Consider the following 20,758-nt stretch of genomic DNA (forward strand, 5'->3'; position numbering starts at 1 on the left):
CCGCCGCGTGCCGGCAGCGCGAGCGGGTATTGTACTTCGCCGCCGGCTGCCGCTGGCGCGATGCCGGCCTTTTGGCCAGGGCCGTGCTCACAGCCACGCGGCGACGCCGCCGTGCCCCGAGCACGTGCCGCGCCGGTGACGGCTGAAGCTGTACGTGCCGTCGCGGCAGCGCGCGCTCGCACCGTCGGGCACGCGGCCCGACTTCGAATGCGCGGGTGCGTGCACCGTTTCGCCGTCGCGGTTGCGATACGTGTCGTGACGGTCGAGATCGGCTTCGTTGCCGTAGCCGGGCGGTGCGCGGTACGCGTGCGCCGGAGGGGGCAGCGCGGCGCACGCGACGAAGAGCGCGGCGGACAGGGCCGCGATGCGCGTCGCGCGGCGGAGCAGGGCAGGCATGGTCTCTCTCGGTCTGTTGTTATCGGTGCCGGGCCCGCATGTTAGCCGATCGGCCGAGGATCGGCGTCGCTCGGGGAGTGCCGCTACGCCGCACCCGACATCGATGCCGCGCCGTCGGCGTGCGCGGCGTCGAGGATCCATCGGCGAAAAGCGGCGACCTTCGGCCGTTCCGCGTGATGCGGCGGATAGACGAGGTAGTACGCGAAATCGTCGAGCCACGCGACGTCGGCGAGCTGCACGAGCCGGCCGCTTGCCAGCTCGCCGCGCACCATCGCGGCCGGCAGCAGCCCGGCGCCCTGGCCGGCGACGATCGCTTGCAGCAACAGGCCCGAGTCGTCGAACGCGGGGCCGCGCGGCGGGCCGAAATCGTCGATCCGCTGCGCGCCGAACCAGATGTGCCAGCCCTTGCGCTCGGCATCGTGCAACTGCGGCCAGCCGACGAGCTCGCCCGGCGTCGCCGGCATGCCGAGCCGCGCGACGAGGTCGGGCGACGCGAGCGCGACGATCTCCACTGTCAGCAGGCGCTCGCTGCACAGCCCGATGTAGCGCCCGAGGCCATGACGGATCGCGACGTCGACACCGTCGCGCGAGAAATCCGCGAGTGCGTGGCTCGTGACGACCTGCAGGTCGACGTCCGGGCAAGCCTCCCGGAACCGGGCGAGGCGCGGCACGAGCCACGCGGATGCGAAGAACGGCGTGACGCTCACCGTCAGCACGCCGCTGTCGGCGGCGCCCGACACGCGCTGCGACGCATCGGCGATCTGCCTGAACGCGTTGCGCACCGGCGGCAGGTAGTCGCGGCCGGCGGCCGTGAGCAGGATGCCGCGGTTGATGCGCTCGAACAATTGCACGCCGAGATGCGTCTCGAGCGTGCGGATCATCTGGCTGACCGCGCCGGGCGTGACCGACAACTCCTCGGCGGCCGCCTTCACCGACAGGTGGCGGGCGGCCGCTTCGAATGCGCGCAGCGCGTTGAGAGGCGGCAAGCGGGAACGATTCATTCAGTTTTTCTAAATCGAAAGTCCGACGAAATATCGTTTGAGACGAGGCGTACGCACGAGTACCGTTGACACATCCGATCGTATGCTTCGCGACTGCCGGTCGGCGGTCGATGCGATCAACATAGTTCAACTATATCCATGAGGCAATCCGATCGCCGCCCGGCGACCGGTGGAACCCGAGAGGCGCATCGTCATGAACCGCCCGGGCGCATCGCGCCTTTTCTACGGCTGGTACGTGGTTGCGGCCGCGTTCGCCGTCACGTTCGTCGGTTTCGGCAGCGCGTACACGTTCAGCGCGTTCGTCGAGTCGTTGCAGCGGGATTTCGCCGCGTCGCGCGGGCAGATCTCGCTCGTGTTCTCGCTCGCCGGCTTCCTGTATTTCGGTTTCGGCATCGTCAGCGGGCCGCTTGCCGACCGCTTCGGCTCGCGGCGGCTTGCTGTTGCAGGGATGCTGCTGACCGGCGCCGGGCTCGCGGCTGCCGGAGCCGCGCATACGCTGGTGCAGGTCTATGTCGCGTACGGGCTCGGTGTCGGTCTCGGCGTCGGCTGCGCGTACGTGCCGGCCGTCGGCGCCGTGCAGCGCTGGTTCGTGCGCCGGCGCGGCTTCGCGTCGGGGCTCGCCGTCGCCGGGATCGGCGTCGGCACGCTGGTGATGCCACCGCTCGCGTCCGCGCTGATTGCGCATGCCGGCTGGCGCGGCGCGTATTTCACGCTGGCCGTGATCGCGGTCGTGATCGGTGCGGGCATGTCGCTGCTGATCGAGAACGATCCGCGTGGGCGGGGGCTGCTGCCGGACGGGGAGGCGGCGCATGAACCCGTCGAAGGCGGCGGCGCGAAAGTCGCCGGGCGCGATGCGGGGGCTTCGGTGTCTGCCGCAGCCGCGGGTCGCAAGCCGGCCGCCGCTTCGGCGCCTGCCGGCGCGACGGTGCGCGAAGCCGTCACGTCGCGTCCGTTCGCGAGCCTCTATGCGGCATGCCTCATCTGCTCGTTCGGTGTGTTCGTCCCGTTCGTTCACCTCGTGCCGTACGCGCTCGATCATGGCGTCGCGTCGTCGACGGCCGTGCTGCTGCTCGGCGCGATCGGCGTCGGCAGCACGGCCGGCCGGTTCTTCCTCGGTGGCCTCGCCGACCGCTTCGGCCGCCGCACATCGCTGCTCGCGATGTTCGCGGGCATGGCCGTCGCGCTCGTCGCGTGGGCCGGTGCCGGCACCGTCGCGACGCTTGCCGCGTTCGCACTCGTGTTCGGCGTGTTCTACGGCGGCTGGGTTGCCGTGCTGCCGGCGGTCGCGATGGACTACTTCGGCGGCCGCAACGTGAGCGGGATCATCGGCGTGCTTTATACGAGCGTCGCATTCGGCACGCTGATCGGGCCGACCGCGGCCGGTTTCATCTACGACGCAGGTGGCGGCTATCTCGTGCCGATCCTGGTCAGCGCCGCCGCAAATGCGATCGCCTTCGCGATCGTCGCGACGACGGGGCGTGCGTCGACGGCCGCACGTGCGGCGCGCGGATAGGCGCGCTTCGGCCGGCGCGCCTTCGCGCATTCCGGTAGGGTGGCCGGATCGTGAACCGAAGGCATGCAGCCGGGAGGCCTCATGACATTCGATGACGTCCGGCAGATCGCACTGGCATGGCGCGGCGTCGAGGAAGGTACGTCGTACGGCACGCCCGCACTCAGGGTGACGGGCAAGATGCTCGCGCGGCTGCGCGAGGACGGCGACACGCTTGTCGTGAAAGGTGTCGGCCCCGACGAGCGCGCGTGGCTGATCGAATCGGAACCCGACGTGTATTACGTGACGGATCACTACGTCGGCTGGCCGATCGTGCTGGTGCGGCTGTCGGCGGCCCGTCCGGACGCCGTGAAAAACCTGCTTCTGCGAGAATGGCAGGCTGTCGTCCCCGCCAAATGGCGCGACGAGATCGCGCGCGGCACGAACTGACGCACCGGTTGCGGCTGGCTGCCCGACGTCGCCGGGTGCCTTCGACGCGCTCGCGAGCCGCCACGGACGGGTACAAGCGTTGCATCGATCGATGTCGATGCAACAAGTGGTTCCATCGAAATTCTTCAATTGGTTCTCAGTGAAGAACCGTTTGATGCTTACACTCCTTCGCTTCGAAGGCAGCTGACGAACGCCGACGGAAAGGGCGCACGCGATGCGCCGGCGCCCTGCGCGCCGCATCGCACCCGCAGCTTCGCAGACTGCGTCGCGCACCGTTCCGGAACGGCCCCCGACCCGGCTGAGCGCCTGCATCCCGTGCAGGTGCCGCATCCGGCCCGGCTCAAGAACCACAATCCCTCGTGCTGCCTTCACGCGCTACCCGGCCATACCGGAACCGTTTTTTGGAGAGAGACAGATGAGTGGAAGCAACACGGGCCTCGGTACGGGCCTGAAGCAGCGGCACGTGACGATGATGTCGATTGCCGGCGTGATCGGCGCGGGCCTGTTCGTCGGCTCCGGCCACGCGATCGCGGAAGCCGGCCCGGCGTCGATCCTCGCGTATGCGATCGCGGGTGTGCTGGTCGTGCTGGTGATGCGCATGCTCGGCGAGATGGCCGTCGCGCATCCGGACAGCGGTTCGTTCTCCACCTATGCCGATCGCGCGATCGGCCACTGGGCCGGTTTCTCGATCGGCTGGCTGTACTGGTGGTTCTGGGTGCTCGTGATCCCGATCGAGGCGACCGCCGCCGCGACCATCCTCAATGCGTGGTTCCCCGGCGTCGCGACCTGGGTCTTCGCGCTCGGCATCACGCTGGTGCTGACTGTGACCAACCTCTTCTCGGTCAAGAACTACGGCGAATTCGAATTCTGGTTCGCGCTGATCAAGGTCGTCGCGATCGTCGTGTTCCTGTGCATCGGCGGTGCGGCGATCGTCGGCATCATTCCGGCGCCGGCCGTGTCGGGCGTGTCGAACCTGTTCGTGCACGACGGCTTCATGCCGCACGGCGCCGGCGCGGTGCTCGCGGCGATGCTGACGACGATGTTCTCGTTCCTCGGTACCGAGATCGTGACGATCGCGGCTGCCGAATCGGACAACCCGCAACGCCAGATCGTGCGCGCGACCAACTCGGTGATCTGGCGTATCACGCTGTTCTATCTCGGCTCGATCCTCGTCGTCGCGGCCATCGTGCCGTGGAACGACCCGCTGCTGCCGAAGCACGGCTCGTATCAGCGCGCGATGGAGCTGATCGGCATCCCGAACGCGAAGGCGATCATCGACGTGATCGTGCTCGTGTCGGTTGCGAGCTGCCTGAATTCGGCGCTGTACACCGCGTCGCGGATGCTGTTCTCGCTGTCCAGGCGCAAGGATGCACCCGCGTTCCTGCACCGCACCGATTCGACCGGTACGCCGCGCGCGGCCGTGCTCGCGTCGACCGCGTTCGGCTTCCTGACCGTGATCGCGAACTACCTGATGCCGGAACAGGTGTTCGGCTTCCTGCTTGCGACGTCGGGCGCGATCGCGCTGCTCGTGTATCTCGTGATCGCGATCTCGCAGTTGCGGATGCGCAGGACGCTCGAATCGAGCGGCGCGGACCTGACGCTGCGGATGTGGCTGTTCCCGTGGCTGACGTGGGCCGTGATCCTGTTCATCTGCGGCACGCTCACCGTGATGTTCGTGAGCGAGGATCACCGGATGGAAGTGGGCGCGACGGCCGTGCTGGCGTTGATCGTGTTGCTGGCGTCGTGGCTGAACAAGCGCGGCCGCGATGCGCAGGCGAGTGAAGGGCGGCGCGTGTCGGCGACCTGATCGCGTGAAGTGACGGCGGGCGGGAACGCCCCTTCATGAAAAATGGCCCGATCGGCGAATGCCGGTCGGGCCATTTTTTGTGCCGGAGCACGCGTTGCGTGATGCCATGCGTATCGCACGGCATCGGCCGATGCAGGTGTCAAACGTTGAACAGGAAGTTCATCACGTCGCCGTCGTGCACGACATATTCCTTCCCTTCTGCGCGCATCTTGCCGGCTTCCTTCGCGCCTTGCTCGCCCTTGTACGTGACGTAGTCGTCGAACGCGATCGTCTGCGCGCGGATGAAGCCACGCTCGAAGTCGGTGTGGATCACGCCGGCCGCCTGCGGCGCCGTGTCGCCGATATGGATCGTCCACGCGCGCACTTCCTTCACGCCCGCGGTGAAGTAGGTCTGCAGGCCGAGCAGCTTGAAGCCCGCGCGGATCACGCGGTCGAGGCCCGGCTCTTCCATGCCCATGTCGGCGAGGAACGCTTCCTTGTCCGCATCGTCGAGATCGGCGATTTCCGCCTCGATCGCCGCGCACACGGCCACGACCGGCGCGTTCTCGCTTTCCGCGTACTTGCGGACCGCGTCGAGGTGCGGGTTGTTCTCGAAACCATCGTCCTTCACGTTGGCCACGTACATCGCCGGCTTCGCGGTGATCAGGCAGAACGGCTTGAGCAGCGCCTCTTCGTCGTCCGACAGCGCGAGGCCGCGCACGGCCTTGCCCTGGTCGAGCTGCGCGCGCACCTTCTCGAGCACCGCGACGAGCTTCGCCGCTTCCTTGTCGTTGCCCGACTTCGCAGCCTTCGAATAGCGCGTGAGCGCCTTCTCGACCGTGCCGAGGTCGGCGAGCGCGAGTTCGGTGTTGATTACTTCGATGTCGTCGATCGGGCTGACCTTGCCGGCGACGTGAATGACGTTGTCGTCTTCGAAGCAGCGCACGACGTGCGTGATCGCATCGGTTTCGCGGATGTTCGCGAGGAACTGGTTGCCGAGGCCTTCACCCTTGCTCGCGCCAGCGACGAGGCCCGCGATGTCGACGAATTCGACGACGGCCGGCACGACACGCTCCGGCTTGATGATCTCGGAGAGTGCCTTCAGGCGCGTATCGGGCACTTCGACGATACCGACGTTCGGCTCGATCGTGCAGAACGGGTAGTTCTCGGCGGCGATGCCGGCCTTGGTCAGCGCATTGAACAGAGTGGACTTGCCGACGTTGGGCAAGCCGACGATGCCGCATTTGAGACTCATGGAATCCTTCGGACGGGTAAGGCGGCGCGGCCGGACAGGGCACGGCGGCGCGGGAAAAAAGGGCGGCCGGCGCTTGGGGCGCGGCGGGCCGACGGTCAAAGGCGCTATTGTACCGTGCCGACGCCCCGGTTTCCGGGCTGGCGCCGAACGGCCGATGCGACGGGCCGCCGCGCCGCCGCATCGGCCTGCGATTCTGCTGATTTCCCGCAAAGTCCGGCCGCGTAAGGGTTTGGCCCCGCGGCTATAATGCCCGCCATGACTGCCCACCACACCTTCGACGTCGCCGTGGTCGGCGGCGGGCTCGTCGGCAAGACGGCCGCGCTCGCGCTGACCCAGTCCGGCTACAAGACTGCCTTGCTCGCCCAGCCGGCCACGCCGCGTCCCGCCGATCTCGCATTCGACACGCGCGTCTACGCGCTGTCCTCCAGTTCGCAGGCGCTGCTTGAGCGACTGCGGGTCTGGCAGGCGCTCGATCACAGCCGGCTCGCCCCGGTCTACGACATGCGCGTGTACGGCGATGCGCACGCGGAACTGCATTTCTCCGCGTACCAGGCCTCCGTGCCCCAGCTCGCGTGGATCGCCGAATCGTCGCTGGTCGAGGCGTCGCTCGACGCCGCGCTGCGGTTCCAGCCGAACCTCACGTGGTTCGATGCGCGCGCGCAGGGCTTCGACGTGCGCGACGACGCGGCCGTGCTCACGCTGTCGTCCGGGCAGGTGCTGGAAGCCGATCTCGTCGTCGGCGCCGATGGCGCGCATTCGTGGGTGCGCTCGCAAATGGGGGCCAAAGTCGAACGACGCGACTATCGGCAGACGGGCGTCGTCGCGAATTTCAAAGCGTCGCTGCCGCACCGCGAGACGGCCTACCAGTGGTTCCACGAAGGCGAGATCGTCGCGCTGCTGCCGCTGCCGGACGGCCATGTGTCGCTCGTCTGGTCTGCGCACACCGCGCATGCGGACGAATTGCTCGCGCTCGATCCGGCGCAGCTCGCGGCCGAAGTCGAGCGCGTGTCTCACGGCCAGGTCGGCACGCTCGACTGCGTGACGCCGGCCGCCGGCTTCCCGCTGGCACTGCAGACGGTCGACAAGCTGATCGCGCCGCGCGTCGCGCTCGTCGGCGATGCCGCACACCTGATCCACCCGCTCGCGGGGCAGGGGATGAACCTCGGGCTGCGCGACGTCGCGGCGCTGGCCGATGCAATCGCGGGCAAGGAAAGCTTCCGCAACCTCGGCGATACGGTGCTGCTGCGCCGCTACGAGCGTTCGCGCCGCGAGGACATCCGCGCGCTGATGGTCGCGACCGACGGGCTGCAGCGGCTGTTCGCGGTGCCGGGGTCGCTCGCGAAGGCCGTGCGCAACGCGGGCATGGCCTTCGTCGGCGCGCAGCCGCTCGTGAAGCGCTGGCTCGTGTCGGCCGCGCTCGGCTGATCGAACCTTCGGCCGCTTCGCCGGTCGGACACGGTTCCGTTACGGCGTACACTGTGCCGTGCACTCCGATTGAGCTGAAGGAAGATTTCGATGAAAAAAACGATCCGCATCGCGTCGCTGGCGCTGGCCGTCACGATGGCGACGCTTGGCTGCACCGCGCAGGCCGACCAGACCACCGACAAGCTGAAAGCCACGCTGCAGACCCGCCTCGGCAACGACGCGCCGATCAAGAGCGTGTCGAAATCGCCGGTCGCGGGCCTTTACGAAGTGAACCTCGGCTCGCAGATCATCTATAGCGATGCGGCGGGCGACTACGTGCTGCTCGGCGATCTCGTCGACGCCAAGACGCACAAGAACCTGACCGACGCACGCCTGTCCGAAATCAACAAGATCGACTTCGCGAGCCTGCCGTTCGCGAATGCGATCAAGGTTGTCAAGGGCAACGGCGCTCGCAAGATCGCGGTGTTCTCCGACCCGAACTGCCCGTACTGCAAGAAGCTCGAGACGACGCTGCAGTCGGTCGACAACGTGACCGTCTACACGTTCCTGTACCCGGTGCTGTCGCCGGATTCGACCGCGAAGTCGAAGGCGATCTGGTGTGCGACCGACCGCGCGAAAACGTGGCAGAGCTGGATGCTCGACCATCGCGCACCGTCCGGTGCCGGCACTTGCGATACCACCGCGCTCGACAAGAACCTCGCGCTCGGCCGCGGGATGAACGTGACGGGCACGCCGACGATCTTCCTGCCGGACGGCCGCCGCCTGCCGGGCGCCGTGTCGGCCGACCAGCTCAACCAGGCGCTCGCCTCGAGCAAGTAACCGACTACACGCCGGGCCGTATGGCCTGGCCAGCGAGGGGCGCCCGCATCTGCCGGCGCCTCTCTTCGTTTCCGCCGCCGTATTTGACCGACCGATTGCCACGATGACCCAGCCGATCCACTATTCGATTGTCCCGAAAGATCTTGCCGCGCACCTGTTCGAAGTGTCGGTGACGGTCGCCGATCCCGACCCCGAAGGCCAGCGCTTTTCGTTGCCGGTGTGGATTCCGGGCAGCTACCTCGTGCGCGAGTTCGCGCGCAACATCGTGACGCTCGGTGCATTCAACGACGCGGGCCGCAAGGTGCGGATCGCGAAGACCGACAAGCACACGTGGCAGGCCGCACCCGTGAACGGCGCGTTGACGCTGCGCTACGACGTGTATGCGTGGGACCTGTCGGTGCGCTCCGCGTATCTCGACGAATCGGGCGGCTTCTTCAACGCGACGGCCGTGTTCCTGAGCGTCGCCGGCCGCGAGAACGCGCCGTGTGAAGTCGACATCGCGAAGCCGGCCGGCGCGGCGTTCCGCGCGTGGCGCGTCGGCACCGCGCTGCCCGAGGCGCGCGGCACGAAGCGCTACGGATTCGGCGCGTACCGCGCGTCGAACTACGACGAGCTCTCCGACCATCCGGTGACGATCGGCGAATTCGCGCTTGCGACGTTCGACGCGCACGGCGTGCCGCACGACATCGTGATCGCGGGGCGTGTGACACAGCTCGACATGGAGCGCCTGCGCACCGACCTGAAGCGCGTGTGCGAAGCGCAGATCGCGCTGTTCGAGCCGAAATCGAAGAAAGCGCCGATGGACCGCTACGTGTTCATGACGCTGGCGGTCAGCGACGGCTACGGCGGCCTCGAGCATCGCGCGTCGACCGCGCTGATCTGCAACCGCACCGACCTGCCGGTGAAGGGGCGGCCCGACACGACGGAAGGCTATCGCACGTATCTCGGTCTCTGCAGCCACGAATACTTCCACACGTGGAACGTGAAGCGCATCAAGCCGGCGGCGTTCGTGCCGTACGACCTGACGAAGGAAAACTACACGTCGCTGCTGTGGCTGTTCGAAGGCTTCACGTCGTATTACGACGACCTGATGCTCGTGCGCAGCGGACTGATGTCGCAGGACGAATATTTCGCGGCGCTCGGCCGTACGGTCGGCGGCGTGCTGCGCGGCACGGGCCGGCTCAAGCAGAGCGTCGCGGAGAGCTCGTTCGACGCGTGGATCAAGTACTACCGCCAGGACGAGAACGCGACCAACGCGATCGTCAGCTACTACACGAAGGGTTCGCTCGTCGCGCTCGCCTTCGATCTCGCGATCCGCGCGCAGACGCGCAACAAGAAGTCGCTCGACGACGTGATGCGCCTGCTGTGGCAACGCTACGGCCGCGACTTCTACCGCGGCAAGCAGGCGGGCGTCGAGGAAAACGAAGTCGAGGCGCTGATCGAAGAGGCGACGGGCGTCGCGCTCGGGCGCCTGTTCGCCGATGCCGTGCACGGTACGCGCGATCTGCCGCTCGCCGATTTGCTCGCACCGTTCGGCGTGACGCTCGCGCCCGATGTCGCGAACGGCGCGGCCGCGAAGCCGACGATCGGCGCGCGCCTGCGCGGCGGCGCGGACTGCACGTTCGCGGCCGTCTACGAAGGCGGCGCCGCACATCGCGCGGGGCTGTCGGCTGGCGACACGCTGATCGCAGTCGACGGGCTGCGCGTCACGGGCACCAACCTCGACGCACTGCTCGCGCGCTACCGGCCGGGCGACAAGGTCGAGGTTCACGCATTCCGCCGCGATGAACTGCGCACCGCGAAACTGAAGCTCGACGGCCCGGAAGTCACGCGCTACCGGCTGACTGCGGCCGCAAAGCCGGCAGCGGTCTCGAAGGCCCGGGAAGCCTGGCTGAAGGGTTGAACATACTGAAGCGGGTATCGGGGCGCGATCGGGGATTGTTTCGCTGTTGCAACGATCCGTCGCCCTGAACCCGCTTTTTCGCGGTAATGTGGCCACGCACAATGGCGTCACTCGCGCTACCGAAGCGCAATCCTACTGGAGCCTGACATGACGACCATTCTGCAAATCAATTCCGCGGCACGTTCGCAAGGTGCGCAATCCACGCTGCTGGCCAACGAACTGACGGCAAAGCTGCAACAATCGAACCCCGGCGCGAAGGTCGTGGTTCGTGACCTCCTGGCCGATGCGCTGCCGCACCTCGACGAATCGGTGCTCGGCGCGTTCTTCACGCCGGCCGACCAGCGCACCGCGGAACAGAATGCGATCGTCGCGAAGAGCGATGCATTGATCGCCGAACTGCAAGCCGCCGACATCATCGTGATCGGCGCACCGATGTACAACTTCGGCATCTCGTCGCAACTGAAGACGTACTTCGACTGGATCGCACGTGCAGGCGTCACGTTCCGCTACACCGAGAACGGTCCGGAAGGCCTGATCAAGGGCAAGAAGGTTTACGTGGTGACGGCCCGTGGCGGCAAGTACGCCGGTACGCCGAACGACAGCCAGACCCCGTACCTGCGCACGTTCCTCGGCTTCGTCGGCATGACCGACGTGAGCTTCATCTTCGCGGAAGGCCTGAACCTCGGGCCGGATGCGCAGAGCGCCGCGCTCGCCAGCGCTCGCGAAGCGATCGCTGCTGCGTAAGGTCGATGCGGGTGCGCTGCACCCGCTGCATCGTCCGATAAAAAAACGCCGCGCCCCTTTCGGGACGCGGCGTTTTTGCATGCCGGCTGGCGAAAGAATCGCCGGCGCGGCCGTCAAGCGAGCGTTTCGGCCACTTCCGGCAGGCGCCAGTCGATCGGTTCGCGACCGGCATCGACCAGATAGTCGTTCGCGAGCGCAAAATGGCGGCAGCCGAGGAAACCGCGGTGCGCGGACAGCGGCGACGGATGCGGCGCTTCGAGCACGCAGTGCGCGCTTGCGTCGAACAGTGCGCGCTTCGCCTGCGCGTGTGCGCCCCACAGCATGAAGACGAGCCCGCGATGGCGGCCGGCGAGTTCGCGGATCAGCGTGTCCGTGCACTGTTCCCAGCCGCGCTTCGCATGGCTCGCGGCTGCACCACGCTCCACCGTCAGCACCGTGTTGAGCAGCAGCACGCCCTGGCGCGCCCAGGTGTCGAGGCAGCCGTGGCGCGGCGTGTCATGACCGAAGTTCGCGGCGATTTCCTTGAAGATGTTGCGCAGCGACGGCGGCGTGCGCACGGCCGGCGGCACCGAGAACGCGAGCCCGTGCGCCTGCGGCGTGCCGCGATCGTCGCCGTGGTAAGGATCCTGGCCGAGGATCACGACTTTTACGTCGTCCGGGCTTGTCAGGCGCAGCGCGCGGAACACGTCGGTCGGATAGACCGCCTTGCCGGCCGCACGCTCGTCATCGACGAAGCGGCACAGCGGCGCGTACGCGTCGCTGTCGGTAAAGGGTTTCAGCACGTCGCGCCAGACCGTCGGCAGCGCGTCGAATTGCGCGGCGAGGTGCGGAACGTTGGCGGTAACGGGCGGCGTTGCTGCGACGACCGGAGACGGCGCAGCAGTTTTCTTCGCGGGTTTGCGTCCGGCTGCGGGCGCTTCGGGTGCCGGGGACGGAATATCGGCCGGCGCCGTTTCCGGCACGGGATCGTCGAACAGCGACGCCTGTTGCGGCGCGCGGGAAGTCTTGCGGGTTGCCATGCGTGATGCGTGTTATTGCGCGCGCAGCCGGTAGCCGCGCTGCGCCTTGCTGATGTTTTCGGGAGCGAGGCCCGGCAGCACCTGCTGCAGTTCGGCGGCGAGCGTTGCGAGCGCCGCTTCCGGGCCGTCGATCAGTTCGAGTTCGATTTCGCTGATCGGTTCGCGGCGCGTTTCGCGTTCCGCCTGGACGACGATCTCGCCGAGGTCCACCGCGGCTTCGACGGTTGCGCCGCCGATTGCGATGCGCCACAGCGTACGCGAAAAATCCGTGCGGAACAGCGCCGACAACGTGCCGGCCGCGTCATTGAGCGCGGCGGCGGCTTCCGGCACGTCGCAGGCCGCGACGAGCGCATCGATCTCGAGCGCGTCGCCGGCGACCGGCAGTTCCCATTCGTGGCGGCGATGCAGGCCGCCTTCCGCGTTGCCGACCGTCTTGAACGTCTGCAGCCAGCCGTGCGGCGCGTGGCGCACGCGTACCGCGCTCTTCGAGCGGGCCAGCGCGAGATCGGGCGTGTCGTAATAGACGTTCGCGAGCGTGATGTCGTGACCGGGTTCGCCGGTCAGCGTCTCGAAGAAGCGTCGCGCGGCCTCGGCCTGGCCGGCCGGCAGCGCGAGCTTGATTTCCTTTTCGATCGCCATCAGAAGAACATCCGTGCGAGTTCCTCGCCCGGCTGGTCGGCGCGCATGAACGCTTCGCCGACGAGGAACGTGTTCACGTTCGCCGCGCGCATCGTGTCGACGTCGGTGCGCGACAGGATGCCCGATTCGGTCACGACGATGCGATCCGCGGGAATCATGTCGAGCATGTCGAGCGTGGTCTGGATCGACGTCTCGAATGTGCGCAGGTTGCGGTTGTTGACGCCGAGCAGCGGCGTCTTGAGCGTCAGCGCCTGTTCCATCTCGTTGCGGTCGTGCACTTCGACCAGCACCGCGAGGCCGAGCGAGTGCGCATACGCTTCGAGATCCTGCATCAGCGGCGTGTCGAGCGCGGCGGCGATCAGCAGGATCGCGTCGGCGCCCATCGCGCGCGCTTCCATGATCTGGTACGCGTCGACGATGAAGTCCTTGCGCAGCACCGGCAGCGTGCAGGCCGCGCGCGCTTCCTCGAGATAGCGGACGCTGCCCTGGAAGAACTGCTCGTCGGTCAGCACCGACAGGCACGCAGCGCCGTGCGCTGCATACGAACGCGCGATGTCGGCCGGCACGAAATGCTCGCGCAGCACGCCCTTCGACGGGCTCGCCTTCTTGATTTCGGAAATCACGGCCGCGTCGCCGGCCATATGCTTCACGCGCAGTGCGCCGACGAAGTCGCGCAGGTCGCGCGCGGATGCTTCCAGTTTCAGTGCCTCGAGCGGCGCGCTGCGCATGGCTGCCGCGACTTCTTCGCGCTTGACGGCGATGATTCGGTCGAGAATGTCGCTCATGTGGATTCCTGCTTGATTCGTAAGGGGAGTCAGCGTTTGAACTGCTGCGTGAAGCGCACGAGTTCGTCGACCTTCGCGCGGGCCTTGCCGCTCGCGATCGCTTCGCGGGCGAGCTGGATGCCGTCCGCGATCGATTCGGCGATGTTCGCCGCATAGAGCGCGGTGCCCGCGTTCAGCGTCACGATCTCGCGCGCGACGCCCGGCTGGTTGTCCAGCGCGCCGAGCAGCATCGTGCGCGATTCGTCGGCATTTTCCACCTTCAGCGTGCGGTTCGACACCATCTGCAGGCCGAAGTCTTCCGGGTGGATCTCGTATTCCTGCACCTTGCCGTCGCGCAGTTCGCCGACGAGCGTCGCTGCGCCGAGCGATACCTCGTCCATCCCGTCCTTTCCGTACACGACGAGCACGTGCTGCGCGCCGAGACGCTGCATCACGCGCACCTGGATGCCGACCAGGTCGGCGTGGAACACGCCCATCAGCTGGTTCGGTGCGCCTGCCGGATTGGTCAGCGGGCCGAGGATGTTGAAGATCGTGCGTACGCCGAGCTCGCGGCGCACGGCTGCGATGTTCTTCATCGCCGGGTGGTGGTTCGGCGCGAACATGAAGCCCATGCCCGTTTCGGCGATCGACGCGGCAACCTGGTCGGATTGCAGGTCGATGTTCACGCCGAGCGCCTCGAGCACGTCGGCGCTGCCGGACTTGCTCGACACGCCGCGGTTGCCGTGCTTCGCGACTTTCGCGCCGGCCGCGGCCGTGACGAACATCGACGCGGTCGAGATGTTGAACGTGTGCGAGCCGTCGCCGCCGGTGCCGACGATGTCGACGAAGTTCGAGTTGTCCTGCACCTCGACGTGGTTCGCAAATTCGCGCATCACGGTCGCGGCGGCGGCGATCTCGCCGATCGTCTCCTTCTTCACGCGCAGCCCGGTGATGATCGCGGCCGCCATCACGGGCGACATGTCGCCGCGCATGATGAGCCGCATCAGATGCAGCATCTCGTCGTGGAAGATCTCGCGGTGTTCGATCGTGCGCTGCAGCGCTTCCTGCGGGGTAATCGTCATCGTGAGGCTCCCGTCAGGCGGCTTGCGCGGCCGCGGCGCGGGCCTGTTTCAGGAAATTCTCGAGCAGCGCATGGCCATGCTCGGACAGGATCGATTCCGGGTGGAACTGCACGCCTTCGACCGGCAGCGTCTTGTGGCGCACGCCCATGATTTCGCCGTCGTCGGTCCAGGCGGACACCTCGAGGCAGTCGGGCAGCGATTCGCGCTCGATCGCGAGCGAGTGATAGCGCGTGACGTCGAAGTGCTTCGGCAGGTCGGCGAACACGCCGCGGCAGTCGGTTTCGATCTTGCTCACCTTGCCGTGCATGATGGTTTTCGCGCGCACGACGCGGCCGCCGAACGCCTCGCCGATCGCCTGATGGCCGAGGCAGACGCCGAGGATCGGCTTCTTGCCCGCGAATTCCTTCAGCACGTCGAGCGTGATGCCCGCATGCTGCGGGTTGCTCGGGCCGGGCGACAGGCAGATCGCATCGGGATTCAGCCGCGCGATCCCGTCGAGCGTGATTTCGTCGTTGCGGTAGGTGTGTACGTCCTCGCCGAGTTCACCGAAGTACTGGACCAGGTTGTAGGTAAACGAGTCGTAGTTGTCGATCATGAGCAGCATGGTCAGTCTCCGGTCAGAAGTCGCTATCGAGGCCGTCCTGGACCTGTTCGGCCGCACGCAGCACCGCGCGCGCCTTGTTCTCGGTCTCTTGCCATTCGGATTCGGGTACCGAATCCGCGACGACGCCGGCCGCCGCTTGCACATATAGGTTGCCGTTGTGGATCAGGCCCGTGCGGATCGCGATCGCGAGGTCCATCTCGCCCGAGAACGACAGGTAGCCGACGGCGCCGCCGTACAGCCCGCGCTTGACCGGCTCGAGTTCGTCGATCAGTTCCATCGCACGTACCTTCGGCGCGCCGGACAGCGTGCCGGCCGGGAACGTCGCGCGCAGCACGTCGTAGTTCGTCATGCCGGGCTTCAGCTTGCCTTCGACCGAGCTGACGATGTGCTGCACGTGCGAGTATTTCTCGATGACCATCTTGTCGGTCACCTGCACCGAGCCGATTTCCGCGATGCGGCCGACGTCGTTGCGCGCGAGGTCGATCAGCATCACGTGCTCGGCGATCTCCTTCGGATCGTTGAGCAGTTCGGTCGCGAGTTCCGCATCGCGCTCGGGCGTGTTGCCGCGCGGGCGCGTGCCGGCGAGCGGGCGAATCGTGACGATCTGGTCTTCGCCGCGCTTTTCCTGGCGCACGAGGATTTCCGGCGATGCGCCGACCACGTGGAAATCGCCGAAGTTGTAGTAGTACATGTACGGCGACGGGTTCAGCGAACGCAGCGCGCGATACAGCGACAACGGATTGTCGCGGTATGGTTTCGTCAGGCGCTGGCCGACCTGGATCTGCATCAGCTCGCCGGCCGCGATGTATTCCTTCGCCTGGCGCACGGCGGCCAGATAATCGTCCTTCTTGAACTCGCGGAACGTCTCGGTGCGCACGCTTGCCGACGTGACGGGCGGCTGCACGGTCGTGCGCAGGCGCTGCTTCAGTTCGCGCAGGCGCTGTTTCGCCTTCGTATAGGCTTCGGCCTGGCTCGGGTCCGCGTAGATGATCAGATACAGCTTGCCGGCGAGGTTGTCGATCACTGCGACTTCCTCGGTCAGCAGCAGCTGGATGTCGGGCAGGCCGAGATCGTCGCGCGGCGCGGTGTTCGCGAGCTTCTTCTCGATGTAGCGCACCGCGTCGTAGCCGAAGTAGCCGGCGAGACCGCCGCAGAAGCGCGGCAGGCCCGGGCGCTGCGCCACCTTGAAGCGGGCCTGGAACGATTCGATGAACTGGAACGGGTCGCCGTCATGCGTCTCGACGACCTGGCCGTCGCGCACGACGTCCGACACGCCGTTGCGGGTACGCACGAGCGTACGGGCGGGCAGGCCGATGAACGAATAGCGGCCGAAGCGTTCGCCGCCAACCACCGATTCGAGCAGGAACGAGTTGGCGCCCGAGCGTTCGGGCTGGGCCAGCTTCAGGTAGAGGGACAGCGGCGTTTCGAGATCGGCGAGGGCTTCCGCGATCAGCGGGATGCGGTTGTAGCCTTCGTTCGCGAGCGATTGAAATTCGAGTTCGGTCATGTTCCGGTCCTGTTCGGGACGAGCGGCGCGTGCGCCAGGGATCACTTGACGCTGCGCGGGTTGCCGTCGGCGAAAGGGCGGTCGATCGAGAAGTGCCTGTTGCCGGCCGGCAATCCGGGCGTGAACGTCGCGAGCCTGCGGCCGAGCCTGAACGCAAGCGTTCGGACGCGGTAGAACTCGAGGTGGTGCGACGATCGGCGCGCGGATGCGCAGCGAGATAAAAAACGGCGCTGAAGACGTGCTTCAGCGTACCTCATCGAAGAGGTTAGCGCGACCAGCGACGCCAGGGCCAGGCTCCCCGGTCGATGCTGCTCAGACTCCGTTTTTTATTCAGAAACATGCAGATGGAAGAAATGATCAGAGGGTTGGCCGGCCGGCGTTGTGCGCGGTGATCGCGCGAGCTGCGACCAGCAACGAATCGACTATACCATCCGAATTTATCGTTTGTATAGCTTTGCCGTGGTTGTAGCCGTACGGCACCGTCAGCGTCGCCATCCCGGCCGCGCGGCCCGCCAGCGCATCGTTTTCCGAGTCGCCGATCGCGACCGCGGCATCCGGTGCGACGCCGAGCGCGTTGCAGGCCGTCAGCATCGGCAGCGGATCGGGCTTCTTGCGCGCGACGCTGTCGCCGCCGAGCACGATGCCGAAGCTATCGGCCAGCCCGTACTGCTCGAGCAGCTCGACCGCGAAGCGGTGCGGCTTGTTCGTCACGCACGCGAGCCGGATGCCGGCCGCGCGCAGCGCGTCGAGGCCGGCGGCCATGTCCGGATAGAGGCGCGTGTGGCGGCCGTTGATCTTCGCGTATTCGGTCTGATAGATCGCCAGCGCGTCGTCGAAGCGCGCGTGCGCTTCGTCGGCCGGGAAGCGCGGCTTCAGCACGCTCTGGATCAGGTGTTCGGAGCCCTTGCCGACGTAGCCGATCACCTCGTCGCGCGACGTGGCCGGCGCGCCGAGCTGCGCGAGCATCCCGTTCAGGCCGGCCGTGAAATCGTCGGCCGTATCGACCATCGTGCCGTCGAGATCGATCAGCGCCGCGTCGATGCGCGGCGTGGCGAAGCGGATCGGGGCGGCGTCCGTTGCGGCCCCGGCCGGCGCATGGCCGGCGAGCGACGATTCGGCCACGGCGTCAGCTCCGCTCGACGGTGGCGAGCGCGGCGCGCATCTCGTCGATCACCTTGCGGTAGTCGGGCTTGCCGAAGATCGCCGAACCCGCGACGAAGGTGTCGGCGCCGGCCGCCGCGATTTCCGCGATGTTGTCGGTCTTCACGCCGCCGTCGACTTCGAGCAGGATCTCGCGGCCGGTGCGCTCGGTGTACGCGTCGATGCGTGCGCGTGCTTCGCGCAGCTTGTTCAGCGTTTCCGGAATGAACGACTGGCCGCCGAAGCCCGGGTTGACCGACATCAGCAGCACGAAGTCGAGGCGGTCCATCACGTGGTCGAGGTAGTTCAGCGGCGTGGCCGGATTGAACACGAGGCCGGCCTTGCAGCCGTGGTCGCGGATCAGCGACAGCGTGCGGTCGATGTGATCGGAGCCTTCCGGGTGGAAGCTGATCAGGTTTGCACCGGCCTTTGCGAAATCGGGCACGATCCGGTCGACCGGGCGCACCATCAGATGCACGTCGATCGGCACCTGCACGTGCGGGCGGATCGCTTCGCAGACGAGCGGGCCGATGGTCAGATTCGGCACATAATGGTTGTCCATCACGTCGAAGTGGATCCAGTCGGCGCCGGCGGCGACCACGTTGCGGACTTCTTCACCGAGCCGAGCGAAATCGGCCGACAGGATGCTGGGAGCGATGCGGAATTGGGTCATGGCAGGGGAGCGGGGACGTTGCGGCGCAAAACCGTCATTCTACCGTCCGGCGACCCGGTGCGCGGTGGCGGGCCGTGCGGCTGAGGCCCGATTGCGCATAGAATGCCGAACCAATGCGGCGCGCCCGCGGCCCTGTGCCCATGCCGGCACGGACAGTCATCTTCCAGCGGAAACACCATGAGTCAGTATCAGTTCACCGTTTCGGTGAAAACCAGCTACTTGCCGGAACAATCCGACCCCGATCGCCGTCAATACGCATTCGCGTACACGCTGACGATTCGCAACACGGGGCAGGTCGCGGCGCAGCTGATCGCGCGTCACTGGATCATCACGGACAGTGAGAACCACGTGCAGGAAGTGAAGGGGCTCGGCGTCGTCGGGCACCAGCCGCTGCTGCAGCCGGGCGAGCACTTCGAATACACGAGCTGGGCCGTGATCGCGACCCCGGTCGGCACGATGCGTGGCGAGTACTTCTGCGTGGCGGAAGACGGCGAGCGCTTCGAGGCGCCGGTCGACGAGTTCGCACTGCACATGCCGCGCACGCTGCATTGAGCGTGCGGAGCGCGTCAGCGCGGCTGGCGGTCGTTGTTGCGGGCGTGCTTCTTCCTGCCCGACGACGTCCACACGACGATGAAGATCAGCAGGGCAAGCGCTACGAAGGCTTCGAGCGCGAAGATGAGCATCGGATATTGGTCGAGAAAATCTGACATGGCGGTTTCCATCAAGAACGGACATTGTATGTGGTTTGGGCCCCGGGTGGCCGGGTGGGTTGCGGCCGCTGCGGCTGCGGCGTTGCTTGCGGCGTGCGGCGGCGCGCCGACGCGAACTTCGTCGTTGAAGCCGCCGACCGGCGCGGCGATCGTGCCGGGTCAGGTCGCCGCGAAGCGGCTCACGCCGGTCGCGTGGCAGCAGGTGCCGGGCTGGCAGGACGATGCGCTGATCGGCGCGACGGCCGCGCTGCGGCAGAACTGCGTGCGGCTCGCACGCCAGCCGGCCTGGCAGCGTGCTTGCGCGGCTGCCGACCGGCTCGACGAGCTTGACGTCAGCAGTGCACGGACGTTCTTCGAAACGTATTTCACGCCGTTCCAGCTCGCGAACACCGACGGTACGCTCGACGGGCTCGTGACCGGCTATTACGAGCCGCTGCTGCATGGTTCGCGCGTGCGTCGCGGTCCATATCAGTACGCGCTCTACCGCTGGCCGGCCGGTTATCGTGCGGGCGCCGCGCTGCCGGCACGCGCGCAGCTCGAGCGCGCCGGCATCCTGAGCGGCAACGAACTCGTGTGGGTCGACGACCCGATCGAAGCGTTCTTCCTGCAGGTGCAGGGCTCGGGGCGCGTGCTGCTCGACGACGGTTCGGTGATGCGGGTCGGCTTCGGCGGCACCAACAACCAGCCGTACCGCTCGATCGGCAAGTGGCTGCTCGATCGCGGCGAGCTGACGCCCGCTCAGGCGACGATGCAGGGCATCAAGGCCTGGGCGAAGGCGAACCCGACCCGCGTCGACGCGTTGCTCGACACGAACCCGCGGTTCGTGTTCTTCCGCGACATGCCGACCAAGGAAGATGCACCGCACGGCGGCGCGGACGGCCCGATCGGCGCGCTTGGCGTGCCGCTGACGCCGGAGCGTTCGATCGCCGTCGATCCATCGTCGATCCCGCTCGGCACGCCTGTGTTCCTGCAGACGACGCGCCCGCTGACGAATACGCCGATGAACCGGCTCGTGTTCGCGCAGGATACGGGCTCCGCGATCAAGGGCGGCGTGCGGGCCGACTATTTCTGGGGGCTCGGCGACGACGCGGGCGATCAGGCCGGGCGAATGAAGCAGGTCGGCCGGATGTGGTTGCTGTTCCCGAATTCGTGATGTGAGGCGGCGCGGGTTGCGCGGGGCGCCGCCGATGCATCAGGCGCGGCATTCGTGGGCGCGATGGTGTGCGTGGGGTGCGTCGCTCTGATCGCAAAGGCGCTAGTGCGGTGTAAGTTTCCGTGATGCGCCTGTCGCGTCGATGGGGGCCCCAACGGTGTCCCTGAATGAAACAGCCCGATCGGCGTTGGCCGATCGG

21 protein-coding genes are annotated in these 20,758 nt (G+C 67.0%); 9 read left to right on the top strand and 12 right to left on the bottom strand.

Annotation, left to right across the window (positions count from 1 at the left end; all coding sequences use genetic code 11):
* Positions 1–87: 87 nt before the first annotated feature.
* A complete protein-coding gene (locus G3N64_RS13070; RefSeq protein ID WP_205784334.1) occupies positions 88–396 on the bottom strand; it encodes a DUF3761 domain-containing protein in 309 nt (102 codons plus the stop codon).
* A gap of 83 nt (positions 397–479) precedes the next feature.
* Positions 480–1,397, bottom strand: coding sequence for a transcriptional regulator GcvA (gcvA, locus tag G3N64_RS13075; protein ID WP_205784335.1), 918 nt, complete (start codon positions 1,395–1,397; stop codon positions 480–482).
* 193 nt (positions 1,398–1,590) lie between these two features.
* Between gcvA and G3N64_RS13080 the strand changes: the two genes are divergently transcribed.
* From G3N64_RS13080 to gabP, 3 genes are all read left to right on the top strand, one after another.
* Positions 1,591–2,910 carry an MFS transporter gene (locus G3N64_RS13080; protein WP_205784336.1) on the top strand — a complete coding sequence of 440 codons (1,320 nt, stop codon included), beginning with the start codon at positions 1,591–1,593 and terminating at the stop codon, positions 2,908–2,910.
* An 81-nt stretch (positions 2,911–2,991) separates the two neighbouring features.
* A complete protein-coding gene (locus tag G3N64_RS13085) occupies positions 2,992–3,336 on the top strand; it encodes an MmcQ/YjbR family DNA-binding protein (RefSeq protein WP_205784337.1) in 345 nt (114 codons plus the stop codon).
* 415 nt (positions 3,337–3,751) lie between these two features.
* Positions 3,752–5,143 carry a GABA permease gene (gene gabP, locus G3N64_RS13090; RefSeq protein WP_205784338.1) on the top strand — a complete coding sequence of 464 codons (1,392 nt, stop codon included), beginning with the start codon at positions 3,752–3,754 and terminating at the stop codon, positions 5,141–5,143.
* 139 nt (positions 5,144–5,282) lie between these two features.
* Here gabP and ychF read toward each other — a convergent pair whose 3' ends face one another.
* On the bottom strand, positions 5,283–6,377 hold the full coding sequence (gene ychF, locus G3N64_RS13095) for a redox-regulated ATPase YchF (RefSeq protein ID WP_205784339.1): 1,095 nt from the start codon (positions 6,375–6,377) through the stop codon (positions 5,283–5,285).
* Between the two features lie 246 nt (positions 6,378–6,623).
* Here ychF and G3N64_RS13100 point away from each other — a divergent pair, with 246 nt between their 5' ends.
* The 4 genes from G3N64_RS13100 to G3N64_RS13115 all read left to right on the top strand — a co-directional run bounded on the left by G3N64_RS13100 (position 6,624) and on the right by G3N64_RS13115 (position 11,268).
* Positions 6,624–7,802 (top strand): UbiH/UbiF family hydroxylase, encoded by a 1,179-nt coding sequence (locus tag G3N64_RS13100; protein WP_089424390.1) that lies wholly within the window; start codon positions 6,624–6,626, stop codon positions 7,800–7,802.
* A 90-nt stretch (positions 7,803–7,892) separates the two neighbouring features.
* Positions 7,893–8,621 carry a DsbC family protein gene (locus G3N64_RS13105; RefSeq protein WP_205784340.1) on the top strand — a complete coding sequence of 243 codons (729 nt, stop codon included), beginning with the start codon at positions 7,893–7,895 and terminating at the stop codon, positions 8,619–8,621.
* A gap of 103 nt (positions 8,622–8,724) precedes the next feature.
* On the top strand, positions 8,725–10,524 hold the full coding sequence (locus tag G3N64_RS13110) for a PDZ domain-containing protein (RefSeq protein WP_205784341.1): 1,800 nt from the start codon (positions 8,725–8,727) through the stop codon (positions 10,522–10,524).
* A 147-nt stretch (positions 10,525–10,671) separates the two neighbouring features.
* On the top strand, positions 10,672–11,268 hold the full coding sequence (locus tag G3N64_RS13115) for an NAD(P)H-dependent oxidoreductase (RefSeq protein WP_205784342.1): 597 nt from the start codon (positions 10,672–10,674) through the stop codon (positions 11,266–11,268).
* 113 nt (positions 11,269–11,381) lie between these two features.
* Here the strand turns inward: G3N64_RS13115 and G3N64_RS13120 are convergent, their stop codons facing one another.
* The 8 genes from G3N64_RS13120 to rpe form a co-directional block, all read right to left on the bottom strand.
* Entirely contained in the window at positions 11,382–12,287 is a 906-nt protein-coding gene (locus G3N64_RS13120) for a uracil-DNA glycosylase (protein WP_205784343.1), read from the bottom strand.
* A gap of 12 nt (positions 12,288–12,299) precedes the next feature.
* Entirely contained in the window at positions 12,300–12,926 is a 627-nt protein-coding gene (locus G3N64_RS13125) for a CYTH domain-containing protein (protein WP_205784344.1), read from the bottom strand.
* Positions 12,926–13,711 carry an indole-3-glycerol phosphate synthase TrpC gene (trpC, locus tag G3N64_RS13130; protein ID WP_205784345.1) on the bottom strand — a complete coding sequence of 262 codons (786 nt, stop codon included), beginning with the start codon at positions 13,709–13,711 and terminating at the stop codon, positions 12,926–12,928. The genes G3N64_RS13125 and trpC overlap by 1 nt, the downstream gene beginning before the upstream one ends.
* Positions 13,712–13,740: 29 nt before the next feature.
* The gene (gene trpD / locus G3N64_RS13135; protein ID WP_205784346.1) at positions 13,741–14,772 is read right to left on the bottom strand and encodes an anthranilate phosphoribosyltransferase; all 1,032 of its coding nucleotides are present in this window, start codon (positions 14,770–14,772) and stop codon (positions 13,741–13,743) included.
* 13 nt (positions 14,773–14,785) lie between these two features.
* The gene (locus tag G3N64_RS13140; protein WP_205784347.1) at positions 14,786–15,376 is read right to left on the bottom strand and encodes an aminodeoxychorismate/anthranilate synthase component II; all 591 of its coding nucleotides are present in this window, start codon (positions 15,374–15,376) and stop codon (positions 14,786–14,788) included.
* A gap of 13 nt (positions 15,377–15,389) precedes the next feature.
* Complete coding sequence (trpE, locus tag G3N64_RS13145) at positions 15,390–16,883, bottom strand: anthranilate synthase component I (RefSeq protein ID WP_205784348.1); 1,494 nt, start codon at positions 16,881–16,883, stop codon at positions 15,390–15,392.
* 357 nt (positions 16,884–17,240) lie between these two features.
* Positions 17,241–18,005, bottom strand: a complete 765-nt coding sequence (locus tag G3N64_RS13150) for a phosphoglycolate phosphatase (protein ID WP_205784349.1) — start codon at positions 18,003–18,005, stop codon at positions 17,241–17,243.
* 4 nt (positions 18,006–18,009) lie between these two features.
* Positions 18,010–18,696, bottom strand: coding sequence for a ribulose-phosphate 3-epimerase (rpe, locus tag G3N64_RS13155; protein WP_011883156.1), 687 nt, complete (start codon positions 18,694–18,696; stop codon positions 18,010–18,012).
* Between the two features lie 177 nt (positions 18,697–18,873).
* On the opposite strand from rpe, the gene apaG reads away from it, so the two are divergent.
* Positions 18,874–19,248, top strand: coding sequence for a Co2+/Mg2+ efflux protein ApaG (apaG, locus tag G3N64_RS13160; protein WP_122944377.1), 375 nt, complete (start codon positions 18,874–18,876; stop codon positions 19,246–19,248).
* A 14-nt stretch (positions 19,249–19,262) separates the two neighbouring features.
* Here apaG and G3N64_RS39720 read toward each other — a convergent pair whose 3' ends face one another.
* On the bottom strand, positions 19,263–19,406 hold the full coding sequence (locus G3N64_RS39720) for a hypothetical protein (protein ID WP_014898203.1): 144 nt from the start codon (positions 19,404–19,406) through the stop codon (positions 19,263–19,265).
* Between the two features lie 28 nt (positions 19,407–19,434).
* On the opposite strand from G3N64_RS39720, the gene G3N64_RS13165 reads away from it, so the two are divergent.
* Positions 19,435–20,559 carry an MltA domain-containing protein gene (locus G3N64_RS13165; RefSeq protein ID WP_241020933.1) on the top strand — a complete coding sequence of 375 codons (1,125 nt, stop codon included), beginning with the start codon at positions 19,435–19,437 and terminating at the stop codon, positions 20,557–20,559.
* Positions 20,560–20,758 lie beyond the last annotated feature (199 nt).

Source organism: Burkholderia sp. Ac-20344, assembly GCF_017104975.1.
Taxonomy (GTDB): domain Bacteria; phylum Pseudomonadota; class Gammaproteobacteria; order Burkholderiales; family Burkholderiaceae; genus Burkholderia.

What these genes read in the sequence shown, in the direction of transcription:
- gabP (WP_205784338.1), top strand. Translation starts at nt 3,752, where the DNA reads ATGAGTGGAAGCAACACGGGCCTCGGTACGGGCCTGAAGCAGCGGCAC.
- G3N64_RS13125 (WP_205784344.1), bottom strand. Translation starts at nt 12,926, where the DNA reads ATGGCGATCGAAAAGGAAATCAAGCTCGCGCTGCCGGCCGGCCAGGCC.
- G3N64_RS13120 (WP_205784343.1), bottom strand. Translation starts at nt 12,287, where the DNA reads ATGGCAACCCGCAAGACTTCCCGCGCGCCGCAACAGGCGTCGCTGTTC.
- apaG (WP_122944377.1), top strand. Translation starts at nt 18,874, where the DNA reads ATGAGTCAGTATCAGTTCACCGTTTCGGTGAAAACCAGCTACTTGCCG.
- trpC (WP_205784345.1), bottom strand. Translation starts at nt 13,711, where the DNA reads ATGAGCGACATTCTCGACCGAATCATCGCCGTCAAGCGCGAAGAAGTC.
- G3N64_RS39720 (WP_014898203.1), bottom strand. Translation starts at nt 19,406, where the DNA reads ATGTCAGATTTTCTCGACCAATATCCGATGCTCATCTTCGCGCTCGAA.
- G3N64_RS13140 (WP_205784347.1), bottom strand. Translation starts at nt 15,376, where the DNA reads ATGCTGCTCATGATCGACAACTACGACTCGTTTACCTACAACCTGGTC.
- rpe (WP_011883156.1), bottom strand. Translation starts at nt 18,696, where the DNA reads ATGACCCAATTCCGCATCGCTCCCAGCATCCTGTCGGCCGATTTCGCT.
- G3N64_RS13165 (WP_241020933.1), top strand. Translation starts at nt 19,435, where the DNA reads ATGTGGTTTGGGCCCCGGGTGGCCGGGTGGGTTGCGGCCGCTGCGGCT.
- gcvA (WP_205784335.1), bottom strand. Translation starts at nt 1,397, where the DNA reads ATGAATCGTTCCCGCTTGCCGCCTCTCAACGCGCTGCGCGCATTCGAA.
- G3N64_RS13105 (WP_205784340.1), top strand. Translation starts at nt 7,893, where the DNA reads ATGAAAAAAACGATCCGCATCGCGTCGCTGGCGCTGGCCGTCACGATG.
- G3N64_RS13100 (WP_089424390.1), top strand. Translation starts at nt 6,624, where the DNA reads ATGCCCGCCATGACTGCCCACCACACCTTCGACGTCGCCGTGGTCGGC.
- G3N64_RS13110 (WP_205784341.1), top strand. Translation starts at nt 8,725, where the DNA reads ATGACCCAGCCGATCCACTATTCGATTGTCCCGAAAGATCTTGCCGCG.
- trpE (WP_205784348.1), bottom strand. Translation starts at nt 16,883, where the DNA reads ATGACCGAACTCGAATTTCAATCGCTCGCGAACGAAGGCTACAACCGC.
- trpD (WP_205784346.1), bottom strand. Translation starts at nt 14,772, where the DNA reads ATGACGATTACCCCGCAGGAAGCGCTGCAGCGCACGATCGAACACCGC.
- ychF (WP_205784339.1), bottom strand. Translation starts at nt 6,377, where the DNA reads ATGAGTCTCAAATGCGGCATCGTCGGCTTGCCCAACGTCGGCAAGTCC.
- G3N64_RS13070 (WP_205784334.1), bottom strand. Translation starts at nt 396, where the DNA reads ATGCCTGCCCTGCTCCGCCGCGCGACGCGCATCGCGGCCCTGTCCGCC.
- G3N64_RS13115 (WP_205784342.1), top strand. Translation starts at nt 10,672, where the DNA reads ATGACGACCATTCTGCAAATCAATTCCGCGGCACGTTCGCAAGGTGCG.
- G3N64_RS13080 (WP_205784336.1), top strand. Translation starts at nt 1,591, where the DNA reads ATGAACCGCCCGGGCGCATCGCGCCTTTTCTACGGCTGGTACGTGGTT.
- G3N64_RS13085 (WP_205784337.1), top strand. Translation starts at nt 2,992, where the DNA reads ATGACATTCGATGACGTCCGGCAGATCGCACTGGCATGGCGCGGCGTC.